Consider the following 22,456-nt stretch of genomic DNA (forward strand, 5'->3'; position numbering starts at 1 on the left):
TATCCCCCCCCCAACCCCCCCCGCCAGAGCAAAAAGACCACAACCCAGCACCCCAACAACGGGGCCGGCCGGCGCGGCCACGTACGGTCCCTCCCCGCCGAGCGGGATCCACAGCAGCGCCCAGCCGACGCCGACGAGGGCAAGCGCTGCGACGGCCGAGCGCCATCCGTGGTTCTGGATCACCCACGTCAGGACGGGTGCCGCAACCAGGACCCCCAGCGTGATGCCGAGGACGATCAGAGCTCCGGGCAGGTTGCGGCGATGGTTCGGGAACCAGGACAGGGTGGCCTGCTGAGCGACGGGGAAGGCCGGCCCCTCCGCGGCACCGAGGAGAACACGTGAGGTGATGAGCACCGCGAGCCCTCCGCCGACGGCCAGCGGTGCCTGGGAGACGGACCAGAGGAGGGCCATCGCGAGGAGCAGCCACCTGGGCCGTACGCGGTCCGCGAGCAGACCCACCGCGGCGCCGGAGATCGAGAAGAGCAGGAAGAAGGCGCTGCTGGCGAGGCCGAAGGCCGATGCGGACAGGCCGATTTCCCTCCGGATCTCCTCCGCGGCCAGACCGAGTACGGACTTGTCGGCGAAGTTGATCATCATGAAGACGACGAGCAGCACGGTGACGGTCCAGGCGCGGCGTCGCGTGCTGCTCAGCGCCTTCGGCGTGCCGGCGGGCACGACGGATGCGACATCGGTGTCGGTCACAAAGGCTCCGCGGAGACTGGTCGGGGCGGGGGCAGGGGGATGGATCAGGAGAGGGGGACGCCGGCGATGGCGATGCGCTCCATGACACGGCGCTGCGGGAAGTAGTCGTTGATCGCGTAGTGCTGGGTGGCGATGTTGTCCCAGACGGCTACGGAACCCGGCTGCCAGCGGAAGCGGACCTGGTACTCGGGGATGCGGGCCTGGAGCACGAGATGGTCGAGCAGTTCGCGGCTCTCCGTGTCCGGCAGGCCGACGATCCGGGTGGTGAAGGGCTCGTTGACGTACAGCAGCTTGCGGCCGGTGCGCGGGTGCTCGACGACGACGGGGTGTTCGACGGCCGGCAGGTTCGCACGGTGCGCCGCGACCTGACGGTCGGTCATCAACGCGCCCCAGCTCGGCACCCAGTCGTGCACGGCGGTGAGCCCCGCGATCCGGGTCTTCACGGAGTCGCTGAGGTTGTCGTAGGCGGCTGCCATGTCCGCCCACAGGGTGTCGCCGCCGGCGGACGGAACCTCGACGGCGCGCAGTACGGATCCGAGGGCCGGCGCCGCCATGAACGAGTGGTCGCTGTGCCAGATGTTCTCGGTGCCGATGGTCATGGCGTCCTTGGCGAGCCGGGAGACTCCCACGGTGTCGCCCTTGGGGAAGAAGGGGTTCGGTTCCGGCTGGCCCCACAGCCCGGACAGTGCGAGCTGGGACTGCGGGTCGAAGGCGTGCTGGTCGCGGAAGAAGATCACCTTCCACTCCAGCAGGGCCTGCCTGATCTCCTCCGCGAGTTCCTCGCTCATCGGGCGCGAGAGGTCGACACCTTCGATCTCGGCGCCGATGTGCGGGGTGAGGGGGCAGATGTCCAGCAGGCGGTAGTCGGGCTGGGTCGCGCCCGGCGCGGTGCGGTCGAGCGTGCGCTTGCCGTAGTGCATCAGCGGCTTGTCGAGCGCGGGGGCGGGGGCGGAGACGGCGCTGTCCATGGATCCTCCGGGACGAGGCGGAATTCGTTACTCGGAGTATCGTTATTGGGTCAGGGTGAGGCAAGGGCTTGAGAGCACCAAAAGGTGAAGCCGCCGACCCCCGCCGCGGAACCCGTCAGTCGCGCGGGCCGACGGCGCGGGCGACGAGATCGACCAGGTTGTCCACGAAGCGGGCGTCAGGCATCTCCTGCTCGCCGATCAGCCGGAAGATCAGCGGCGCGGCCACCAGCGTGGCGGCGGCCCGGACGTCGGTGTCCGGGTCCACGTCGCCCCGCACGATCCCGCGCTCGAGGATGCGTCTCGTCTCGCTCGTGATCCGCTCGGTGTACTCCGCGTACTGGCCGCGCACCGCTCCGGCCTCCGCCGCTGCCCCGATCAGGCCCGCGATCAGCCGGTCCGTACCCGGCAACCGGTAGGCCTCCAGCCGGGCGGTGAGGACGAAGCGGAGCTCCGCACGGAAGTCGTCCAGGTCGGGCACCGACAGGATGCCGATGCGGGTCTCCGCCGCGGCGATGATGAGATCCTGCTTGGTGGGCCACCGCCGGTAGATCGCGGGCTTGCTGACTCCGGCCCGTGCCGCGACGGCGTCCATCGTGACCGCCCCGATCCCCTGCTCGTGGACCATGTCCACGACCGCGTTGAGGACGGCTCCGGTGACCCGCTCCTCCCGCGGGCGGCCCCGCCCTCGCGCGACCCCGTCCGACTGCGTACCCACCATGCCCAGAGCCTACGGCCGCGGCACTCGGCGCACGGAGCCCGGGGTGTCGGTCAGGGGGTGACGAGGGGGAACCGCTTGTCCGGGACGGTCACGAGCGCGAACAGGCGCTCGAGCAGGCACAAGTCGCCCTCGTGCTCGTCGTCGTCGATGCCCTGACCTGCGAGAAGGCCGATCAGCTGGGGCTTGGTGGCGGTGAGCGTCAGCCCGGCAGACATGCCGGGAGGGCTGCCGGCGACCTGGACCGGTGCGTGAGTGCGCCGTTGTGCAGGGTCAGCCGGTACCCGCGCCCCTCGTCGGAAAGGGCCGCCGGCCGGGCACGTCCGGCTACGCCGGCGGTAGACGGCGCCCGCCGATCCCCTGGCGGTCGGCTTCCTGCGCGGTGGACCTGCGGGCGGCGTCGGGGAACTCTCGCTCGACCGACTCCTGCAGCAGGTGCAACTGAACGCGCACAGCGGTGTGCTGGGACGGTGGCAGGGTGTCGAGCAGGTCCTCGAGCATGGCGCGGAGCCGTCGGCAGATCTGCACGGACGATGCTCCGTAGTCGCGGATCTCGCAGACGGCGAGCTGAAGGTAGCTCTCCCAGTCACGCCCCGGCAGGACGAGCCGCGCACGGCCGTGCCCATCGGCAAGAACGTACCGCCCCGGCAGTCGCACACTGCCGACGGTGTGCAGGAGCGACTCGATGTAATTGACCACCTGCACGGCGGTCGTCGGATCGTTCACCGCCGGCGAGAGGGCCCTGATCGCGATGTCGACGAGAACCCGCAGAGCGAAGGCGGGGTCCTGCTCGATGGTGCGCTCGGCCCCCAGGGCGACCAGACCGGTCACCCGGTCCGGGTCCGGTGCCGAGGTGCCCCCGTGCACCTCGACGAGGACGGTGCCGGGCGGTACGAAGTCTCCGATCAGCCGGGTCACGACGAAGAGACAGTCGTGGCGCGCCGCCTCCGCGACCAGCCCGGGCACGTTGAACGCCTGGACGGCTCCCCCGTGCGCCGTACGGATGTGCGTCACCGGGCCGTCGGACGGCACGGCTCCGTCTCTTCGCGGCGCCGCGCCCCGGATGGCCGAGGCCCCGGTGGTGAAGACGCCCACCCCCAGGTGCGTGACCAACTCGGCGATGGCCACCGGTCTCAGACTGTGGGTGAACCGATTGAGGTAGATGAGCAGGAGCACGAGGCTGACGGCCACCGCCGCACCGGCCAGGGTGACGCCGAGGTCGGGGACCGAGTCGGACTCGACGCTGCGCAGCAAGGAGAACGCGAAGGCGAACGTGCCGGTGAAGGTCGCGAGCACCGCCTTCTGCAGCCTGTCCCGGTACCACAGGCGCATATAGCGGGGGGAGAGGGTTCCCGTCGCCTGCTGCACGACGAGCACGCCGATGGTGACGACGAATCCGAGCAACGCCACCATCGCCCCCACGATGGCGGTGAGCACGTCACTCGCCGTCGTCGCGGAGTAGCGCCAGCCGCTCGGCGGCCAGCCCGTGCCGTCCACGTGGAGGGCGAGCTGAGCGAGAAGGGCGCCGAGGACGAGACCGGCCAGAGGCACGATCCACAGGCTCGCCTTGACGTACTGGCGCAACCTGAACCTGAGCGCCCAGGACGTCAGGACACCCACGTCACGCCCCCTTCACCGGGAGGGGCCCCATGCCCTTGGGGCATACGAGCCGTGCCGCTCAGCGGGACCGCTGTCACTTCACGGTAGGGCCGTTCCCGGGCCGGCGCAGCGGCAGAGACTCGGCATCACCGCCTCACCGAGACGGGACGGCAGCGTTGGCCTAGGCTTGTCGACCGGGGACGAAAGGGGCGCATCATGGATGAATACACCCTGATCGAGAACCACGGGCTGATCGGTGATCTGCAGACCGCGGCCCTCGTGACGATCGATGCGACGATCGACTGGTTCTGCTGTCCCCGCTTCGATTCCCCCAGCGTCTTCGGAGCTCTGCTCGACCGGCGGAAGGGCGGCCACTTCACCGTCAGACCGGCCGCGGACACCTACACCACCAAGCAGCTCTACCACCCGGACACCGCCGTCCTGGTGACGCGCTTCATGACCGAGGCCGGCACGGGAGAGGTCGTCGACTTCATGCCCGTGACCGGGACGACGGCGACGCCGCGGCACCGGCTGGTCCGCATGCTGCGCTGTGTGCGAGGCAGCATGACCTTCGAGGGCGAGATCGCTCCGCGCTTCGACTACGGCCGCAAGCCCCACGAGCTTCACTTCACGGAACACGGGGCCCTGTTCACCTCGGAGGACATGGACATCGCTGTCCACGCCGTCCGTGAACCGGAGGACGAGCGGCTCCTGAACGTCCTCTCGGGCGACAAGGACCTCCGTTTCAGCCTGACCCTGCGGGCGGGGCAGCAGCGCGGCCTGGTCATGGAATCCTCCCCCGACGGTCCGCCTCACGAGGTCCGGGTGTCGGAGTTCCAGGAGCTCTTCGACGAGACGGTCCGCTTCTGGCGCTCGTGGCTCGGTCAGTCCACCTACACGGGCCGGTGGCGCGAGGCGGTCGAACGCTCGGCCGTGACGCTCAAGCTCATGACCTACGCGCCGACCGGCGCCCTGGTCGCCGCCCCCACGACGGCTCTGCCGGAGCAGCTCGGCGGTGAGCGCAACTGGGACTACCGCTTCACCTGGATCCGTGACGCCTCGTTCTCGGTGTACGCCCTGCTGGGCCTGGGGTTCAAGGAAGAGGCCGCGGCGTTCATCAGCTGGCTGCACGACCGGGTCAAGGAAGAAGCCGGCCAGGGCGACGGCACCGGACCGCTGAACATCATGTACAGGGTGGACGGCTCGTCCGACATGGAGGAGGAGAGCCTGGAGCACTGGGAGGGGTACTGCGGCTCCGCCCCGGTCCGCATCGGCAACGGGGCGGCCACCCAGCTGCAACTGGACATCTACGGTGAGGCTCTCGACAGCATCTACTTCGCTCACCGCCACGGCATTCACCTCGACACCAGGGGTTGGGCCGCGCTGCACACGCTTCTCGACTGGCTGGTCGACCACTGGGACCAGCCCGGAGAGGGGTTGTGGGAGACCCGCGGCGGCCGGAAGGACTTCACCTACGGCCGAGTGATGTCCTGGGTCGCCTTCGACCGCGCCCTGCGGATCTCGTACGACGACGGCCGACCGGCGGCCCGCGGCCGTTGGGTGACCGAGCGCGACAATCTGTACGACCAGGTGCTCAGCAGGGGTTGGGACCCCCAGAAGCAGGCGTTCGTGCAGCACTACGGCAACGACGTGCTCGACTCGTCGCTGCTGCGCATGCCGACGGTGGGCTTCATCATGCCCGACGACCCGATGTGGAAGTCCACCCTGGACGCGATGGATCGCGAACTGGTCAGCGACAGCCTGGTCTACCGCTACAACCCCGAGGCGTCACCGGACGGACTGCGCGGCTCCGAGGGAACCTTCTCCCTGTGCACGTTCATGTACGTCGACGCGCTGGCGCGGGCCGGTCGCACGGATCAGGCCAGGCTGGTACTGGAGAAGATGCTCACCTACGCCAACCACCTGGGCCTGTACTCCGAGGAGATCGCCCTGACAGGGCGACAGCTGGGCAATTTCCCGCAGGCTTTCACGCACTTGGCCCTGATCGACGCGGCCATCACCCTGGACGCGACGCTCAAGGGGGAGCGGAGGGGCGGGACGTAGTCGTACGGAGTGCGTGTCGATGTTCACTGTCCGGCGGTCGCAGGGACGGGACTGAGGAGGACGACGGTGTCGTCCCCTTGAGGGACGGCACGTTGCCTCTCGGTGACCGGCTCCAGGCGGTGGCCGGCCCGTACCACGAAGAGCGTGTCGTGCTCAGGCGGCAGCGGGGCGGAGGCGGGTTGCACGACGAACCGGGCGCCACGCTCGTAACGCTCCGCCAGGGCATGACGGACGAGGTGGGGGCCGAAGAGGATGTCGCCGCCCGTGTACGGAGCGACCACGCCGTGGCTGTCGTGCGGCGGCCCCACCCGGTAGACGGGGCCCTCGACGTTGTCCTGCATCACGATGGAGGCCAGCGCGTTGAAGTCGTCGTCGTCGGTGGCCAGGAACACCGCTGTCACGCCCTCCAGACGAGCCCCGGGGTTGATGCCCGTGGCCAGGAGATCGCCTTTGGCCAGATCGAGGCCCGCCCGTTTGATCTCTCCCCGTTCCTCGTCGCGTCCCGCCCACATCAGCACCTCGAGGCCGGCGGACCGCAGGGCCCTCCCCAGGTCGACCACCCATGGTTCGCCCCCCACCAGGAGCACACGCCCGCCCTCGGCCTTGACGACGCCGAGCCGCCTGGCAACCGGTGCCGCCGTCAGCGCGTACAGCAGAACGGTTCCCACGATCACCAGGAAGGTGACGGGGAGGATCTTCGCCGCCCCGGCCACTCCCCGTTCGACAAGCCCCGCCGAGAACGCCGACGCCGTGGCCGCCGCGACGATTCCGCGTGGGTCCATCCACCCGACGAAGGCCCGCTCGCCGCGTGAGAGGTCCGTGCGCGCTGCGGCGGCGAAGGCCACGAGCGGTCGGACCACCAGGACGAGGATCGCGATCAGGCCGAGAGCCGGGAGGAGCACCGGCACCAGGGACGCCGGGGTGACGGTGGAGGAGATGGAGATGAACAGGAGTCCGATGATCAGCTGGACCAGCGTCTCCAGGAAGGGCCTTCGCGCGGGCATGTCGAAGCCGCGGATGTTGGAGACGGCGAGTCCCGCCACGATGGCGGCGATGAGCCCCGTGTCGTCCCGTACGATGTCGCAGCCCGCCGACACGCCGATCACGACGGCGAGTTGTGCCAGGGTTCCCAGCGTTTCGCCGAGTCGCAGGGTACGCAGGGTGAACCACAGGAGCGCCGTTGCGACGGCCCCGCCCAGCAGCCCGAAGGCGAGGCTGAGGGCGAACTGGCCCAGCTGGTAACCCCGGCCGATGTCGATCTGCGACGAGGCGACCGCGTGGAAGGTGAGGGCACCGAGGATGGCGCCGATCGGGTCGGTCAGCGTCCCCTCCCAGATGAGGATGTGCCGCACCTTGTCGCTCGGCCGCACGAAGTCGAGGATCGGCCCCACGACCGTGGGGCCCGAGACGACGAGGATCATGCCGAGCATCGCGGCCACGCGCAGGGGCATGCCGAACATCGCCGGCGCCACCGCCCCGACGACGAGGAACGTCAGCACCAGGCCGTACAGGAGCAGCCTGCCTACGACGCCCCGGGTGTGGTGGGCGAGTTTCCGCGGGTCGAGTCCCAGACCGGCGTCGTAGAGGATCACCGCGACGGACAGCGACACCAGGTTCGAGAAGTCAGGCCCCAGCAGCTTGTCCGGGTGGATGACGTCCGTCATCGCGCCGGCGGCGAAGCCCACCGGGAGCAGGATGATCAGGGCCGGGACGCGCAGCTTGCTCGCCAGGATCTGCGAGCCGGTGGCGAGCACCACCGTCAGGGAGAGTCCGAGAAGGATCTCGTCGTCGGTCACAGCGGCTTCCTTGGTCGGCGTCCGGGCGCGAGGGGTGGTTCCGGCGTGGGCGTGGGCCGTCAGCCTCCGGGGGCCGCACCGTCACCGTCCGCCCCGCTTCCTCCTCGGAGCTCGGCTTCCGTGAGCTCTTCCAGCTCACCGTGGGTGTCGAGCCAGTAGAGGAAGACGACGGCCGGCACGACGAGCACGAGGGCCACCAGGGTGACGATCGCCAGCCATGTCAGGGTGGAGGGCGCCCCCGCGCCGTCGGCCACGGTGAGCGAGGTGGGGATGAGGTAGGGGCGCTGGGCCATGCCCCAGGCGATGACGGCGGACGCGACGACCCCGACCGCCGTGAGGCGCACCCATGTGCCCGGCGTCCGCAGGAGGAGCAGGGCTGTCGCGAGTGTGGCCGCCCCCGCCAGAACGACGAAGAACAACCCGAGGCCGTGGGTGAGTCCGTGCCAGACGTGGGGAGCGTCCTCGTGGGTGACGAAGCCGGTGACCACCGCCAGGAGGGTGACGGCGGCGAGGCTGCCCAGCGCCCGCGCCCGGAAGTAGCCGACCAGATCCGGCATGTCGTACCGGCGGGCGTCTCCCGTGAGGAACACCGCGCCGAGAAGGGCCGTGGTCGCGATGGCGAGGAGCCCGAACACCAGGGAGGTGGGGTTGGCCCAGGCGTCCGCCGATGCCTCGGTACCCCGCGCCACCCGGCCCGAGGCGATCCCGCCGACGGCGGCTCCGAGGAAGAACGGCGTGACGAGCGAGGCGACGGCGAACACGGCACCGTACAGCCGTCGGTCGACGAGCCGCCGGGAGGGTTTACGGAACGCGAAGCCGGCGCCTCGCAGGACCAGGCCCACGGCGGCCAGAGCCAGCGGGAGCCACATGGCGGAGAACACGGTCTGGAACAGCGTGGGGAAACCGGTCCACATGATGACGAGAACGAAGATCAGCCAGACGTTGTTGACCTCCCACACGGGGGTCATCGCATGGTCGATGAGCCGGCGAGGGCGCTCGCCGCGTTCCGCGCCGCCCGCCGTCAGATCCCAGAAACCGGCCCCGTAGTCCGTGCCACCCGCGCAGGCGTACGCGGCAACGGCCAGGAGAAGCGTCACGGCGATCAGGTCGGCGGTCATGGGCGGCCGTCCTCGGCACGAGCGGTTCCCCCGCCGACGGCGGAGTCACCCGCGGCGAGGGGCGCCCGGGGTCCGTACGGGGTGTCCGCCTCCGGTGCGTGGGGCGTACCGCCCACGGCCCGTTGTTCGTCGGCGAGCCGCCAGCGCGTGCGCATCTTGAGCAGGACGACGAGGAACGAGCCGAAGAGGAACACGTACACCACCAGCACCACCCCGAACATGATCCAGAGGGTGGTGGAGCGGGTCGACGTCACCGCTTCGGCGACCCGCATGTTCTCGTAGACGATCCAGGGCTGGCGCCCCACCTCGGTGGCGATCCAGCCGCACTCGACGGCCACGACGGAGGCGACGCCCGCACAGGCCGCGGAGCGGTAGAACCACTTCGAGGCGGGCAGTCGGCGGTGCCGGAGCCAGATCAGTCCGTACCAGAGGGCGAGCAGCACCAGGGCGGAACCGAGCAGGACCATGATGTCGAAGGCCCAGTGGGCGATGGTCGCCTGAGTGGCGGTGGGACGCTGGTCCGCCGGGACCGAGGTCAGTCCCCTCACCTCGGTGTTCGGACTGAATCCGGCCAGGACCGAGTCGAGCAGCGGGATCTTGATGCCGCCCGAGACGGAACCGTCGGTGTTCAGGCGCCCGAAGAGGTACTCCGGCACACGGGTGTCGGTCTTCCAGACGATCTCCATCGCGGCGAACTTCACCGGTTGCTTGTGAAACACCGACCGGGCGATGGAATCGCCGAGGACGAACTGCACCGGGGTGGCCACGGCGGCGATGGTGAACGGGACCGCGAAACCGAGGCGGTGATAGCGGTCCCGGCGGCCGCGCAGCCAGCCCACGGCGTAGACACCGGCCACCATGAAGCCCGCGGTGATGATCATCGCGACGACGAAGTGCCAGTACTGAGGCCCGAACATCGGCGTGAAGATCGCCTTCCAGACGCTCACGTCGACCGGGTTGCCCTCGGAGTCCAGAGCGAAGCCCTGCGGGGTGTTCATCCATGAGTTGGCGGCCAGGATGCCGAACGCCCCGAGCAGTGCGGCGGCCGGGAGCGGCAGCCCGAGCAGGAAGTGCGTACGGGGCTTCAGCCGCCGCCATCCGTACAGGTAGACGGCGATGAGAACCGCCTCGAGGAAGAACGCCCAGGCCTCGACACCGAATCCGATCCCGAAGACGTCGCCCCATCGGCCCATCAGACCGGGCCAGAGCAGGCCGAACTCGAAGGAGAGCACCGTGCCGGTGACGATGCCGAGTGCGAACTGCACCGCCATGACGGCCGACCAGCGCCGCGCCAGGAGCAGCGCGTCGGCGTCCTTGCGGCGCAGCCCGCGGTAGTGCGTGACCAGGGTGATGAAGGGAAAGGCCACGCCCAGGGGCACCAGGATGATGTGGGACGCCAGAGTGAAGGCCATGAGTTCCCGGGCCGGGAGGAGTTGGGCCGGGGCATCCGCCAGCAGATGGAGCGATGTGGGCATGCGTGCCTTCGTGTTCGTGGTCGTGAAGGGCCGTCAGAGGGTCAGCCGCCGGTGGCGAAGCCCGGGAAGAGCGTCATGCCGCCGTCGACGTACAGGGTGGTCCCCACCACGTAGTCCATGAGGTCCGAGGCGAGTGCGACCACCGCGTGCGCGATGTCCTCGGGGTCACCGATCCGGTCGTACGGAATCAGCTTCAGCAGTTCGTCCCGGGCCTCCGGGGTCTCCCAGGCCGCGCGGTTGATCGGCGTCTTGATCGCCCCGGGGGCGACGGCGTTCACCCGGATCTTCTCCGGCGCGAGCTCCTGGGCGAGGGTCTGCATCATCATCTGGACGCCGCCTTTGGAGGAGGCGTAGTTGACGTGGCCCGCCCAGGGGATGAGCTGGTGCACCGAGCTCATGCAGATGATCTTCCCGGCCGCGCGGGACACCTCGGGGACGACCCCGCGACGCCGGAACTCCTTGGTCGCCTCCCTGGCGCAGAGGAACTGGCCGGTGAGGTTGACGTCGATGACCTTCTGCCACTGCGCCAGCGTCATGTCGGTGAACCGGGCGTCCCGCTGCAGACCGGCGTTGGCGACCATGATGTCGATCGTCCCGAACTCCTGGACCATCCGGTCCACCATGGCGGTGACCTGGTCCTCCTGTGACACGTCCGCTTCGTAGGCCGCCGCGCGCACCCCGAAGGAGGTGAGCTCCTTGACCACTTCCTCGGCATCGTCACGGCCTACGACGTAGTTCACGACCACATCCGCGCCGGCCCGGCCCAGGCCGAGGGCGGTGGCCTTGCCGATGCCCGAGTTGGCGCCGGTGACCAGGGCCTTCTGGCCCTTCAGCAGATCTGTCGGGATCACATCCCGCGGTGCTTCCACGGTGGAATCCAAGATGTCCCGCCTCCTCGCTGCGCGGCTCCGGTCCGCCCGGCCGTGGATCCACGCAATCACGGCCGCGGCGGGCAGGGCGTCCGGTACTCGTCCGTTGGGGCCGCCGCACCGGGCATCTTCGTCCGATCGGACCAACGGCCCGGGGGCCTCAGCTCAGCCGGTCCACGAGGTGGTCGCCGACCCTCAGGGCGTTGGCGATGGCCGTCAATGACGGGTTCACGGCTCCGATGCTCGGGAAGAAGCTCGTGTCGACGACGTACAGGTTGTCGAGGTCGTGGGCTTTGCAGTGGACGTCCAGAGCGGAGGCGGCGGGGTCGTCGCCGAAGCGTACGGTGCCGGCCTGGTGGGCCGTCGCGCCGATCGGCATGCCCTTGTGCAGGTAGATGCTGCGGGACAGCAAGTGGTGCTCGTGCATGCCGAGATGGCCGAGCATGCCTTGCAGCTTGTGCCTCAGGCGCTTCAGGCCCTCGACGTTGTTCTTCTCGTCGAGGGCGAGGTGGACGCGGGAGTCCTGGTCGAGGGTGACGCGGTTGTCCGGCAGCGGCAGGTCCTCTCCGCACAGCCAGAAGTCGACGGCATGATGGGCCATCACCTCGAACGGCATGTCGGGCGTGACCGTGCCGGCCCACCGGGGGGCCTCACCGTGGATCTGCTCCGCGTCCGACTTTCCGAGCATCTGGATGCCGCCCAGCGGGTAGTCCCAGTCGTCCGCCCCGAGGTACCAGTCGTTGAGGGCGAGGGTCTTCTGGAACTGCGTGTCGTTGGGCTCCTTCGAAATGGCCATCAGGGCCAGGTTGTTGTGGCGCATGTAGAAGCGGCCGACCACGTCGGAACTGTTCGCGAGGCCGTGGGGATGGTGCTCGTCCGCCGAGGCAAGCAGCAGTGCCGCGGAGTTGACCGCCCCGCAGGAGACGACCACCACGTCCGCCGTGAACCGGACCTCCGAGCCGTCGGGGAGCCGGCCGACGACCGCGCTGACACTGCGTCCCGTCGCGTCGGTCTCCAGACGGACCACCCGCGTGTTCGTGACCATCTCGACGTTGGGGTGCTCCAGGGCCGGCTCGACGCAGATCACCTCGGCGTCGGACTTTCCGCGCACCAGACACGGGAAGCCGTCGACCCGGTTGCATCGGATGCAGACACTGGAGTGGGTGGCCCGACCCCCGTTCTCCTGCGTGAGGTTGACGCCTATCGGCAGATGGAACGGGTGCAGTCCGCGCTTCTCGAGATCGTCGCTCAGCTGCTGGATGCGAGGCTCGTGCTCCACGGGCGGATGGGCGTACTGCGCGCTCACCGGACCCTCGCCGGGGTCCTCGCCGTGTCGTCCGTGGACGAGGTAGAGGTGCTCGGCCTGCGTGTAGTACGGCTCCAGATCCTCGTACCGGATGGGCCACGCGGGAGAAAGGCCGCCGTGATGACGGATTTCACCGAAGTCCTCGGGCCGGAGCCGGAAGAGGGCCGCACCGTAGAACTTGGTGTTGCCCCCCACGTAGTAGTTGACCTCGGGCGGGAACTCGGCCCCGTCCCGGTCGATCCAGAACTCCGGTGCCCGGTACTTGGCCTTGACGAACACGGCCGTCGAATCCCAGTTGTCCCGTTCACGCGGCAGGTAGTCCCCGCGCTCGACGAGGAGCACCCGCTTGCCCGACGGGGCGAGCCGATGGGCGAGGGTGCCGCCGCCGGCGCCGGTACCGATGATGATGACGTCGTAGTGAGGGGCGTCGCCCACGACGACCACCGTCCTTGTGATCACGGGCCCGACCTGGCGCCGGACCCTGTCTCCCGCCGCGCGGGGCCGAGCGGTCCACTCGTTCGAACGTATCCGCCCTCCGCCTGAGCGGCGACCGGAGGGTGGTGACCGTCCGGCGCGCCCGGTCAGAGCACCGCGATCGGGTTCACGGGCGAGCCCGTGGCTCCGGGCAGCCGGAGGGGGGCGATCACACAGAGGAAACTCCAGCGCTCCGCTCGCGCGCAGAGCGCCGCCAGGTCCTCGAACCGCAGGTAGTCCATCAGATGGATGCCCATGGCACGGATGGCCAGGACGTGTACGGGGAAGTCGACGCCCTCCACGGCGCTGGGCGCGGTGTCGTTGTTGCCGTCCCCGCCCAGGACCGCCACCTTCCGCTCGGCCAGGAACTCCAGAGCGGTCGGGTGCAGACCCGCCCGAGCGGTCGCCGAGTGCCACGGTCCGCGCTCCGTACGGCGGAGACGATGTCCCACGCGGACGAGCAGAAGGTCCCCCGGTCCGACGCGGACCCCTTGCGCCGCCTCGGCGGCCGTCAGGTCGTCCGGCGTCACGTTGTCACCCGGTTCCAGCCAGGGCACGCCGCGCAGCCGGGGGATGTCCAGCAGCACACCACGGCCGGCGATGCCGTCGGCGACCAGGTCCACGGAGAGCGCTCGGGCACCCCCGGCTGTCAGACTGGTCGCCGGCACCCCGCCGTACAGCTCCGCGTCGTACACGACGTGACAGAGGGCGTCGAGGTGGCTGTCCGAGTCGCCGTGCACGTTCATGGCGAAGCGGTCGGTGGCGAAGTGCACGCCGTCCGCCGTGAGGTCCCCCGGAGCGGGGCCGGTCATCCGGTGCTCCGCGGGCTCGGGGGCGTCGGGGCCCGGTCGGGTCTCGATCGGGGCGGCCAGCGACACCGTGCGCCCGAGGCGGACTTCCGTGGCGGCCGCCGCCACGCGCTCGGGCGTCAGATACCGCAGGGCGCCAGGACGGCCGTCCCCCGCCGACCGCGCCGCCTCGCGCCGCAGCCGCTCGTAGAGCCCGCGAAAGTCCTCCGCGGTCATCCGTGGCACGACGCCGTGATGTCTGGGCCGGTTCACGGGTCGCCCCAGGGGCTCAGGCCCCACCGGAGCACGTGCGTGGCGCCCGGCTCCAGGACGGTGAGGTCCGTGCCGCTGCGAAAGGCGTCCGGCGGACAGGACATCGCCTCCACGGCGACCCCGCGGCGTCGCCGCTCGGGTTCGGCCAGCGTGTCACCTGTGTACACCTGCACGTACCGGGTGCCTTCGCCGAGCCAGAGATCGACACCCCGCAGCCCGGAGGGGTGCGCCAGCCGCACGACGGCCCGGCCGCCCTGAGCGCGGTCGAGTCCGGTGAAGGCGGTGTCCAGTCGCAGGTCGCCGATGGCTCGGGGGGTGCGGAAGTCGTACGGGGTACCGTCCACGGAATCCTGGCGCAACGGTAGGCCTCGCTCGTCGGTACGGAGAAAGTACCGGGCGGGTACGGTCAGCAGCACGGTGTCGACGAGGTCGGTGCCGACCGTCAGATAGGGGTGCTGACCCACGCCGTAAGGTGCCGGCTCAGCGCCGGTGTTGGTGGCGAAGACGGCGGTCTCGAGCCCTTCGGGCCCCAGCCGGTACTCGACACGGACATCGAGAAGAAACGGGTAGCCGGGCTGGGGGCAGAGCGTCGTGCCGACCGCCACCGCGTCCTCGGTGCGGGCGAGCAGCTTCCACAGGCTCCAGCGCAGCAGACCGTGGATCGCGTTGCTCTTCTCCACCTCGCTCAGCGGAAGTTGCCGTTCCCGGCCGCCGAACCGGTAGCGGCCGCCGCCCACCCGGTTCGGCCAGGGGACGAGCAGTTGCCCCCGCCCGCCCGTGATGGCGGAGCCGGCGGGGAATCCGTCGAGCAGCGGTCGGCCGTTCACCGTGTAGTCGCGCAGAGCGCCGCCCAACTGGACGACGAAGGCGCTCTGTTCGCCGTGGTGCAACTGCCATTGCGCGCCTGTCGGACTGATCGTGTCGGCAGGGGCTTCGGCCCCGGCGGTGTGGACGGTCCGCTCCGTGTCCGCTCCGGTCGGCGGCCCCGTGGAAGGAGATCCCCGGCGCATCAGCGAGAGCACTCCTGTGACGATGGCCTCCGGAGGCTGGTCGATCTCCACCACCAGCGGGTGTTCATCGGGTTCCGGCTCCTCGAGGGCCGCGAGCTGGCTGTCCAGCAGGTCTGCCGGGAAGAAGTGACCGTGCCGCGACGCCAGCCGGGACGTCAGCAGCTCGCGCGAGCCGTGCAGGTACACCAGGAGGACTCCCGGCCGCCCTGCCAGCAGTGTGTCCCGATAGTGGCGCTTGAGCGCGGAGCAGGTCACGACGGCCTGCCGGTGCGCCGCGAGCGCCTGGTCCATCCACGCGCCGATGGCTTCGAGCCACGGTGCGCGGTCGCCGTCCGTGAGGGCGTGCCCGGCGGCCATCTTGACGCGGTTGGCCTCCGGGTGGAATTCGTCCGCGTCCCGATACGCCCAGCCCAGGCGCTCGGCGAGGAGGCGACCCACCGTGGACTTGCCCGACCCGGCGACGCCCACAACGAGCATCAGGTCCGGAAGCGACCCTGCCGCTGTCCCGCCGGCCACCGGCGTCGAGGCCACGGACGTCAGTCCCCGCGCGGCGCGGGGGCCACACACAGGGCCCAGATGACGAAGGCGTCGATCGCGATGAAGAGCAGCGCCCACCACGGGGTGTGCGGAAGCCACATGAAGTTCGCGATCATGCTGAGACCCGCGAGCACCACGCCGACGATCCGGGCCCATGTGGCGCCCTTGAAGAGGGCGAAGCCGGCCAGGGCGATCACGACGCCCAGGATGAGGTGGATCCAGCCCCAGCCGGTGAGGTCGAGCTTGTAGACGTAGTCGTCAGTGGCGACGAAGACGTCGTCGTCGGCGATGGCCGAGATGCCCGCGAGCAGCGCCATGATGCCACTGAAGATCATCATCACGGCGGCGAACACGAGCCAGCCGCTGCTGTGTGCCGTGCTTCTCGAGCCGGGTTCCCTCACAGGGGTTGTCATGACACGTTCCTCCCTGTCGTTCTGGGCCGCCCGTCGGCGTTTCCTTCGACGAGGCGGATACATCCAATCTGACCCCCCGCGTCCTGGGGCGCACATCGGCGGGAGGAACCGACGCGAGGACCGTCAACGTCACCGCGGCGGCCGCGGCGCCCCATACCCGACGTCTCGATGCCTTGCTGCGGCGAACATTTCCCTCCCTCGTCCCTTCGCGCGCGCACCCTGTCGCTCGCCACGCGCCCTGAGCGAGAACCACGATGGCGATCCAGGAGGACGGCAGGCGAGGAGAGGGCCCGTCGGTGGCCGCGCTTGGCCTGTCCGGCAGCGGTGCGCGTTCGGCGTCGGACCGCGGCGGCATCTCCCGGCCGCGCCCCCCAGGGCGCGCTCGGGCCCCGCTCTTCCGGTCGGCTCACCACTCCGCCTCCCGGTGGTCCTTGAGGAACCCGCCGGAGACCGGCGCACCCGCCTCGCCGTGCTGCCTCGCCGACGCGGCGGGCCGCATCGGGAGCACGACGCGTCGGTGCCAGGCATTGGTCGCGGCCCTCGGGGCACGCGGGACCGCATGGGAATCCAGACGACCGCAGTGACCCCCGCGCACGCCCGGTTCCCTGTGCGGCGGTCAGGCTCCCCGCACCATCGCCCCGACGGACGGCACCGGCGCTCCGGGCGGCCGTGGGGCAGATGGCATCGTCGGCTCCTGGCCTGTCGCGACATCCGGCCGGTGCCCTGCCCCGACACCGGCGGCGACGGCCTCGAGTGCCTGCTGCTGGTGCACTCCCGCACGGTGGTGGGCCGGGTGACGTACCGGGCGTGCGAGCGGTGTGCCGAGGGACTGATCACCGAGGTGGTGCTCGACGATCCTTTCCTCGGCAGCGAGTTGGGGACCAGGGCGCTGGCCCCCGTGCGCTCCCGGTACCGCGACGTCAGGTGGCGCACGACGCTCGACGGCCGGCTCACACGTGACCTGCCGCGGCGGATGCGCGTCCGCCCGGCGCGACGCTTGGCCGTGCCCCCACGCGCCGCCCGCCGTCCCCGCTCGCACCCGTGGTCGAGCGAGTGCTGAGGCGCGGCGGGAAACCGAGCCGGATCGGCGCGGCCAGGCAGTGGTGCCGACGGCAGGTCCGGGTCCGCTGGGAGTTCGTGCGCCGTGCGGCGCGGGGGCCCGGCGAGGCGCGGGACGCGCTGCTGTTGCAGGCCAAGGGAGCCGCTGCCGCCGCGGTCGCCTGGTGGCTCGCGGCCAGGCTGCTGCCGCCCACGGTGACGGCCTTCGCCACCTTCACCGCGCTGCTGTCGCTGCAGTCGACGGTCTACCGCTCCTTGTGGGACTCCGTGCAGTACCTGGGGGCCATGGCGCTGGGAACGGCCGGAGCGGCGGCGTTCGGCAGCACCGCCGGCGTCCACGTCTGGAGCGTGGGAGTCCTCGCCTTCATCGCCCTGCTGGGGGCACGACTCGACCTCCTGGGCCGACAGGGCGCCCAGGTCCCGGTCGTCGCGTTGTTCGCGTTCGCGGGCGGCGGCGGTGAGATCGACTACATCGGACACCTCGTGGCGGCCGCGGCCATCGGCGTGGGCTGCGGACTGGTCGCCCATCTCGCGGTCGCGCCTGCACCCCACACCGATAGGGCACGGCAGCTGACCGCGGACCTGGCGGCCCGTACCGCAGACCTGCTACGGGACCTGGCCGACGCAGCGACGGACGGCACCGCCGAGGACGGATCGGAGGAGGACTGGGCGCACCGCTGCGAGGACCTCGCCGCCCGCGCGGCGCGGACCCGTGCCGCGGTCGACAGGGAGGAGGAGAACACCAGGCTCAACCCCCGTCAGCCCTGGGACCACGCCGCCGACACCCTCCAACGCTGTCACGACACGATCAGCATGATCGAGCGCACGGCCACCCATATCCGCTCCATCGCCCGCGCCCTCGACTACGCCCGGCGTGCCCCTGAGGCGATGCGGAGCCTCGGGGCGTACGCGGAGCTGCTGGCCGGTACCGCCACCGCCCTGGAGTGTCTCGACCCCCCTCAGGGCCCCGAGGACGCGGGCAAGCTCCGCGCGTGCGTCGAGGACGCCATGCGCCGCTACCGGGACCTGACCATGGCGGTACGCCGGGAGCGACACGACACTCCCGGCGAGTGGCCCGTCTTCGGCACGGCCCTCACGGCAGCCGTCCGCATCGTCGAAGAGATCGAACACACCTGGGCCCGTACGGATGAGACGGCCGACACCGGGTGAACCGCATGGCCGGTGGTGTGCCGCTCTCGACGTCTGCCGAGAGCGGCGAGCACACCGCCGCCCGGACGAGAGGAGTGGCCGGGTTCACTCACCCCTGCTCCACCCGCCTGTGCCCGAGTACACGTCCAGCAAGTCCACCACGAAGACCAGGGCCGAACCGGCGGGGATCAGGGGCGAGGGCGACTGGTCGCCGTAGCCGAGACGCGGGGGAACGATGATCTGGCGCCGTCCGCCGACCCTCATCCCCTTGACGCCACGGTCCCAGCCTTTGATGACCCGGCCACCGCCCAGGGCGAACTTGAACGGCTCGCCCCGGTCCCACGAGGCGTCGAACTCCTTCCCGGTCTCGAAGGTCACCCCGACGTAGTGCACCCTGACGACCATGCCCGCCTTCACCTCGGGCCCGGCCCCGACGACCAGGTCCCGGACGGTCAGCTCGGCAGGAGCGTCACCCTCCGGAACGTCGACCTCCGGCTTGGTCGGTTCACTCATCGCGTCTCGTCCCTCCTCGTCGAAAGCCCCCGCACGAACCCACCGGGACGCGCGGGGTCTCGCATGTGGCAGACGGCCCACGCTACCGAGAGCGCCGCTCCCCGGCTCACTCGGAGCCCGGCCGCCGCCCACCTGCTCGCTCCAGGGCATCGCCGACTCCCGCTGGTACGAGCGAGAGGACTGCCGACCGTTCCGGCGCGGCAACCGTGTTCCGCAGCAGGCCCCCGGTTCGGCTGCTGAGGTCGAAGACGCCCATGCGGTGAACGGCTGCCCCTGGACGTGGATCCGCCCTACGTCGCCCGTGCGTCGTCCTCTTCGCTTTTCGCCGCCCCATGCTCCTGCGCCTCGGCCGAGGCTCGGAGGGCATCGAGCAGAGTCCGCAGGACGGGCTGTTCCAGGGATCCGGCCCGGAAGACGGCGTGGAGCGACCTGACCGGCTCCGGGCGCCGGACGCGGCGGACGGCGACGCCGGGATGACGGGCGCTCAGTCCCAGTCGCGGGACGAGACTGACGCCCAGGCCAGCGGCGACGAAGCCCTGTGCGGTGGCGTAGTCCTGCGACGTGGCCGCGAAGTCCGGGCTGAAGCCCGCAGCGGCGCAGCCGTCGGTGATCGGTGTGAGGCAGGGGCCGGGAGGCTCGCTGCCGACCCAGGGCTCACCGGCGAGGTCCGCGAGGTCGAGCACGTGCTTCGCCGAGAGCGGGTGTCCGGCGGGGAGGACCGCTCGGTACGGATCGTCGAGCAGGTGCACGACCCGTACGCCGTTCCGGGACGCGTCGGTGGGCGGTCGGACGACGACGGCCAGGTCGGCCTCGCCCCGGCACACCTGCGCCATCGCGTCATCGGGATCGGCCAGCCCCGGGTCGATCGCGACCGCCGGGTGCTCACGGCGTACGCGGGCCAGGGCGGGTGCCAGCAGCGTCGGTCCGACGGAGGCGAAGTAGCGGACGGTCAGCCTGCCCTCCCGGCCGGCCCGCAGATCGGCCAACGCGCTCTCGGCCTCGGCGAGGTGCTCGCTGATGAGGGCCGCGTACCGGGTGAGCAGCAGTCCGGCGGCGGTCGGGCGCACTCCCCGGCCGGCCCGCTCCAGCAGCGCGCTCCCCGCTTCCCGCTCCAGGACCGAGATCTGCTGGCTGATCGCGGAGGGGGTGTAGCCGAGGTTGGCGGCCGCCGCCGTCACCGAGCCGCTGGTGATCACGGCGCGCAGGACCTGCAGACGTCTCACATCGAGCATGTAGCACAGCTTAAGCGAGGTGCAGCACCTTTTGCTTGTTCTTACGACAGCTCTGCGGCAGCGTTCATGCCAGGACCGAACGGGAGGTAGCGGTGAGCGCTGTCAGGAACAGGAGCCGGGGCGGGGCGCGGATCGGCGTCCTCGCCTTGCTGTGGGGATCGACCTTCCTGTGGATCGAGGTGGCCCTGGAGGCACTGACCCCCGTGCAGGTCACGTTCAGCCGCTGCCTCCTCGGGGCGGCCACCCTGCTCGTCCTCTGCCTGCTCTCCGGTCGGCGGCTGCCGCGCAGCCCGGCTCTATGGGGCCGTGTCGTCGTGGCGGCCTTCTTCTGCAACGCCCTGCCGTTCGCCCTGTTCAGCTTCGGGCAGCAGAGCGTCGACTCGGGGGTCGCAGGCGTCCTGAACGCCACGACCCCCCTGTGGTCCCTGCTGCTCGGCGCGGCCGTCGGTCCCGAACGCCGTCTGCGTCCGGGGCGCGTCACCGGGATGCTGCTCGGATTCACCGGAGTGGTGCTGATCTTCGCGCCGTGGCAGGCCAGGGAGTCGGGCGGCTGGGGCGCCCTCGCCATCGTCGGCGCGGCCGCCGCATACGCGGTCGGCTTCCTCTTCATGAGCCGCCACCTGGTCGGCAAGGGCATCCCGACCATCGCGCTGTCCGCGGCGCAGCTCATCGCCGCGACCGTCCTCACCGCGCCGGCCCTGGCGCTGGGCGGGCTGACGCGGATCGAGATCGGCCCGAGTCAGCTGATCGCCACGCTGGTCCTCGGCGTCGTCGCCACCGGAGTCACCTTCCACCTCACGTACCGCAACATCGCGGCCGAAGGCGCCACCAACACCGCCACCGTGGGCTACCTGTTGCCCGTGGTCTCCGTGGCACTGGGCATCGTCGTCCTCCACGAGGACTTCAGCCTCCGCATCGCCCTCGGGATGGTGGTCGTCCTCGCCGGCGTAGGCCTGACACGCCGCTCCACACCGGTCATCCGCCCCGGCGGCCCTCCTGACAACGGCCACGGCCACGACGTCTCCGGACAGCGGCCGGGAGCCGCGCCTGAGGCGCAAGGTCAAGGCCTGTCCTTCCTCCACCGTGGCGGACTGTGACCCAGGACGTCCACCACCGTGACCGGCCGGCACGCGGCCGAGCCACTTCTGTGCGGCATGGGGAGCCGGCGGAGGCACAGGCCTGGGACTCGGGGGCCATACGGACGGCTTGCGGCGGGTAGGCGCACCGCGTGAACGAACAGGAATCGCCGCGGACGGAAGCCGAGGAGCTGCTGTCCGGGCTCAGCGTGGATGATCGCCGGCCGGAGCAGCCCGTACTGTTGGAGTCCTCCGGCGCTCCGATTCGTACGTGGCGGGAGAACTATCCGTACGAACACAAGATCCGTCGTGCGGAGTACGAGCGGACCAAGCGGATCCTGCAGATCGAGCTGCTGAAGCTGCAGCGCTGGGTGAAGGAGACCGGTGCGCGGCTGGTGGTGGTCTGCGAAGGGCGGGACGCGGCGGGCAAGGGCGGCACGATCCGGCGGTTCACCGAGCGGCTCAACCCCCGCGGAGCACGGATCGTCGCCCTGGACAAGCCGACCGAGCGGGAGGCTGGACAGTGGTACTTCCAGCGGTACGTCGCCCACCTGCCGGCCGCCGGTGAGATCGTCTTCTTCGACCGCTCCTGGTACAACCGCGCCGGTGTCGAGAAGGTGATGGGGTTCTGCACTCCCGAGGAGTACGAGCTGTTCCTGCGGCAGTGTCCGGCCTTCGAGGCGATGCTCGTGGAGGACGGGATCCTGCTGGTCAAGTTCTGGTTCTCGGTCTCCCGTGCCGAACAGCGCACCCGCTTCGCGATTCGCCAGGTCGATCCGGTGCGGCAGTGGAAACTGTCTCCCACCGACCTCGCCTCACTGGACCTGTGGGACGCCTACACCACCGCGAAGGTCGAGATGTTCCGCGCGACCGACACGGACCACGCCTCGTGGACGGTGGTCAAGAGCAACGACAAACGACGCGGGCGCCTCGAAGCCATGCGCAGCCTGTTGTGGCGCATCGACTACGACAGCAAGGACGAAGCAGCCGTCGGCCGCCCCGACCCCCTCATCGTCGGCGCCGCCGACACACTCCTGGAGCCCGGCGAGGAACCCGCCGCCCTCTCCCCCACTCCGCTGGCCGGCCGTCCCGTCGGCCCCGGCCTGCACCCCCGTCCCCAGCACCCCGCCCCATAGCGCTCATCATGAAGAACCGGAGTGGTCACCCTCTCCGTTGAAGCGGGCGTTCGCCCGACGAGTACCGCCGCACCGTCGAGGCCGGCCGCACGTTCCGGGCGGCCGCCGATCTGGTCGCACGCGGCCACGGCCTTGAACCCGCGCTCGTTCTCGGGACACCCTTCTTGCCGGCCGTCTCCACGAC

The 22,456-nt window shown here is 70.5% G+C and carries 20 protein-coding genes; 5 read left to right on the plus strand and 15 right to left on the minus strand.

Going from position 1 to position 22,456, the window contains the following annotated elements; translation table 11 throughout:
• The 5 genes from ACZ51I_RS07655 to ACZ51I_RS07675 form a co-directional block, all read right to left on the minus strand.
• The coding region (locus tag ACZ51I_RS07655) for an MFS transporter (protein WP_468872343.1) at positions 1-702 on the minus strand (702 nt) is incomplete at its 3' end.
• A 44-nt stretch (positions 703-746) separates the two neighbouring features.
• The gene (locus tag ACZ51I_RS07660; RefSeq protein WP_468872345.1) at positions 747-1,670 is read right to left on the minus strand and encodes a TauD/TfdA dioxygenase family protein; all 924 of its coding nucleotides are present in this window, start codon (positions 1,668-1,670) and stop codon (positions 747-749) included.
• Between the two features lie 115 nt (positions 1,671-1,785).
• Positions 1,786-2,388, minus strand: a complete 603-nt coding sequence (locus tag ACZ51I_RS07665; protein ID WP_468872347.1) for a TetR/AcrR family transcriptional regulator — start codon at positions 2,386-2,388, stop codon at positions 1,786-1,788.
• Positions 2,389-2,438: 50 nt separating this feature from the next.
• On the minus strand, positions 2,439-2,603 hold the full coding sequence (locus tag ACZ51I_RS07670) for an alkyl sulfatase C-terminal domain-containing protein (RefSeq protein WP_468872349.1): 165 nt from the start codon (positions 2,601-2,603) through the stop codon (positions 2,439-2,441).
• Positions 2,604-2,712: 109 nt separating this feature from the next.
• Positions 2,713-4,005, minus strand: a complete 1,293-nt coding sequence (locus tag ACZ51I_RS07675) for a DUF2254 domain-containing protein (RefSeq protein ID WP_468872350.1) — start codon at positions 4,003-4,005, stop codon at positions 2,713-2,715.
• Between the two features lie 195 nt (positions 4,006-4,200).
• On the opposite strand from ACZ51I_RS07675, the gene ACZ51I_RS07680 reads away from it, so the two are divergent.
• Positions 4,201-6,048: a glycoside hydrolase family 15 protein gene (locus ACZ51I_RS07680; protein ID WP_468872351.1), complete on the plus strand. Its 1,848-nt coding sequence runs from the start codon at positions 4,201-4,203 to the stop codon at positions 6,046-6,048.
• A gap of 23 nt (positions 6,049-6,071) precedes the next feature.
• On the opposite strand, the gene ACZ51I_RS07685 is transcribed toward ACZ51I_RS07680, so the two are convergent.
• The 8 genes from ACZ51I_RS07685 to ACZ51I_RS07720 all read right to left on the minus strand — a co-directional run bounded on the left by ACZ51I_RS07685 (position 6,072) and on the right by ACZ51I_RS07720 (position 16,107).
• Positions 6,072-7,844, minus strand: coding sequence for a cation:proton antiporter (locus tag ACZ51I_RS07685; RefSeq protein WP_468872354.1), 1,773 nt, complete (start codon positions 7,842-7,844; stop codon positions 6,072-6,074).
• A 59-nt stretch (positions 7,845-7,903) separates the two neighbouring features.
• Complete coding sequence (locus tag ACZ51I_RS07690) at positions 7,904-8,962, minus strand: cytochrome d ubiquinol oxidase subunit II (RefSeq protein ID WP_468872356.1); 1,059 nt, start codon at positions 8,960-8,962, stop codon at positions 7,904-7,906.
• Entirely contained in the window at positions 8,959-10,437 is a 1,479-nt protein-coding gene (locus ACZ51I_RS07695; RefSeq protein WP_468872358.1) for a cytochrome ubiquinol oxidase subunit I, read from the minus strand. Before ACZ51I_RS07695 ends, ACZ51I_RS07690 begins: the two co-directional genes overlap by 4 nt.
• 41 nt (positions 10,438-10,478) lie before the next feature.
• On the minus strand, positions 10,479-11,273 hold the full coding sequence (locus ACZ51I_RS07700) for an SDR family oxidoreductase (RefSeq protein WP_468873792.1): 795 nt from the start codon (positions 11,271-11,273) through the stop codon (positions 10,479-10,481).
• Positions 11,274-11,466: 193 nt separating this feature from the next.
• Complete coding sequence (locus tag ACZ51I_RS07705) at positions 11,467-13,047, minus strand: GMC oxidoreductase (protein ID WP_468873794.1); 1,581 nt, start codon at positions 13,045-13,047, stop codon at positions 11,467-11,469.
• A 146-nt stretch (positions 13,048-13,193) separates the two neighbouring features.
• A complete protein-coding gene (locus tag ACZ51I_RS07710; RefSeq protein WP_468873796.1) occupies positions 13,194-14,111 on the minus strand; it encodes a cyclase family protein in 918 nt (305 codons plus the stop codon).
• A 32-nt stretch (positions 14,112-14,143) separates the two neighbouring features.
• Complete coding sequence (locus tag ACZ51I_RS07715) at positions 14,144-15,634, minus strand: gluconokinase, GntK/IdnK-type (protein ID WP_468872359.1); 1,491 nt, start codon at positions 15,632-15,634, stop codon at positions 14,144-14,146.
• Between the two features lie 59 nt (positions 15,635-15,693).
• Positions 15,694-16,107, minus strand: coding sequence for a DUF7144 family membrane protein (locus ACZ51I_RS07720; RefSeq protein WP_468872361.1), 414 nt, complete (start codon positions 16,105-16,107; stop codon positions 15,694-15,696).
• Positions 16,108-16,825: 718 nt separating this feature from the next.
• On the opposite strand from ACZ51I_RS07720, the gene ACZ51I_RS07725 reads away from it, so the two are divergent.
• Together ACZ51I_RS07725 and ACZ51I_RS07730 are read left to right on the plus strand one after the other, a co-directional pair.
• A complete protein-coding gene (locus ACZ51I_RS07725) occupies positions 16,826-17,167 on the plus strand; it encodes a hypothetical protein (RefSeq protein WP_468872363.1) in 342 nt (113 codons plus the stop codon).
• Positions 17,149-18,336, plus strand: coding sequence for an FUSC family protein (locus ACZ51I_RS07730; RefSeq protein ID WP_468872365.1), 1,188 nt, complete (start codon positions 17,149-17,151; stop codon positions 18,334-18,336). Before ACZ51I_RS07725 ends, ACZ51I_RS07730 begins: the two co-directional genes overlap by 19 nt.
• A gap of 84 nt (positions 18,337-18,420) precedes the next feature.
• Here ACZ51I_RS07730 and ACZ51I_RS07735 read toward each other — a convergent pair whose 3' ends face one another.
• Together ACZ51I_RS07735 and ACZ51I_RS07740 are read right to left on the minus strand one after the other, a co-directional pair.
• Positions 18,421-18,828 (minus strand): FKBP-type peptidyl-prolyl cis-trans isomerase, encoded by a 408-nt coding sequence (locus tag ACZ51I_RS07735; RefSeq protein WP_468872368.1) that lies wholly within the window; start codon positions 18,826-18,828, stop codon positions 18,421-18,423.
• A gap of 290 nt (positions 18,829-19,118) precedes the next feature.
• Positions 19,119-20,060 carry a LysR family transcriptional regulator gene (locus ACZ51I_RS07740; RefSeq protein ID WP_468872370.1) on the minus strand — a complete coding sequence of 314 codons (942 nt, stop codon included), beginning with the start codon at positions 20,058-20,060 and terminating at the stop codon, positions 19,119-19,121.
• 92 nt (positions 20,061-20,152) lie between these two features.
• Between ACZ51I_RS07740 and ACZ51I_RS07745 the strand changes: the two genes are divergently transcribed.
• The gene (locus tag ACZ51I_RS07745; protein ID WP_468872372.1) at positions 20,153-21,157 is read left to right on the plus strand and encodes a DMT family transporter; all 1,005 of its coding nucleotides are present in this window, start codon (positions 20,153-20,155) and stop codon (positions 21,155-21,157) included.
• A 131-nt stretch (positions 21,158-21,288) separates the two neighbouring features.
• A complete protein-coding gene (gene ppk2, locus ACZ51I_RS07750; RefSeq protein ID WP_468872374.1) occupies positions 21,289-22,272 on the plus strand; it encodes a polyphosphate kinase 2 in 984 nt (327 codons plus the stop codon).
• The last annotated feature ends 184 nt before the right edge of the window (positions 22,273-22,456 follow it).

It is taken from the genome of Streptomyces sp. NPDC034084 (assembly GCF_055575535.1).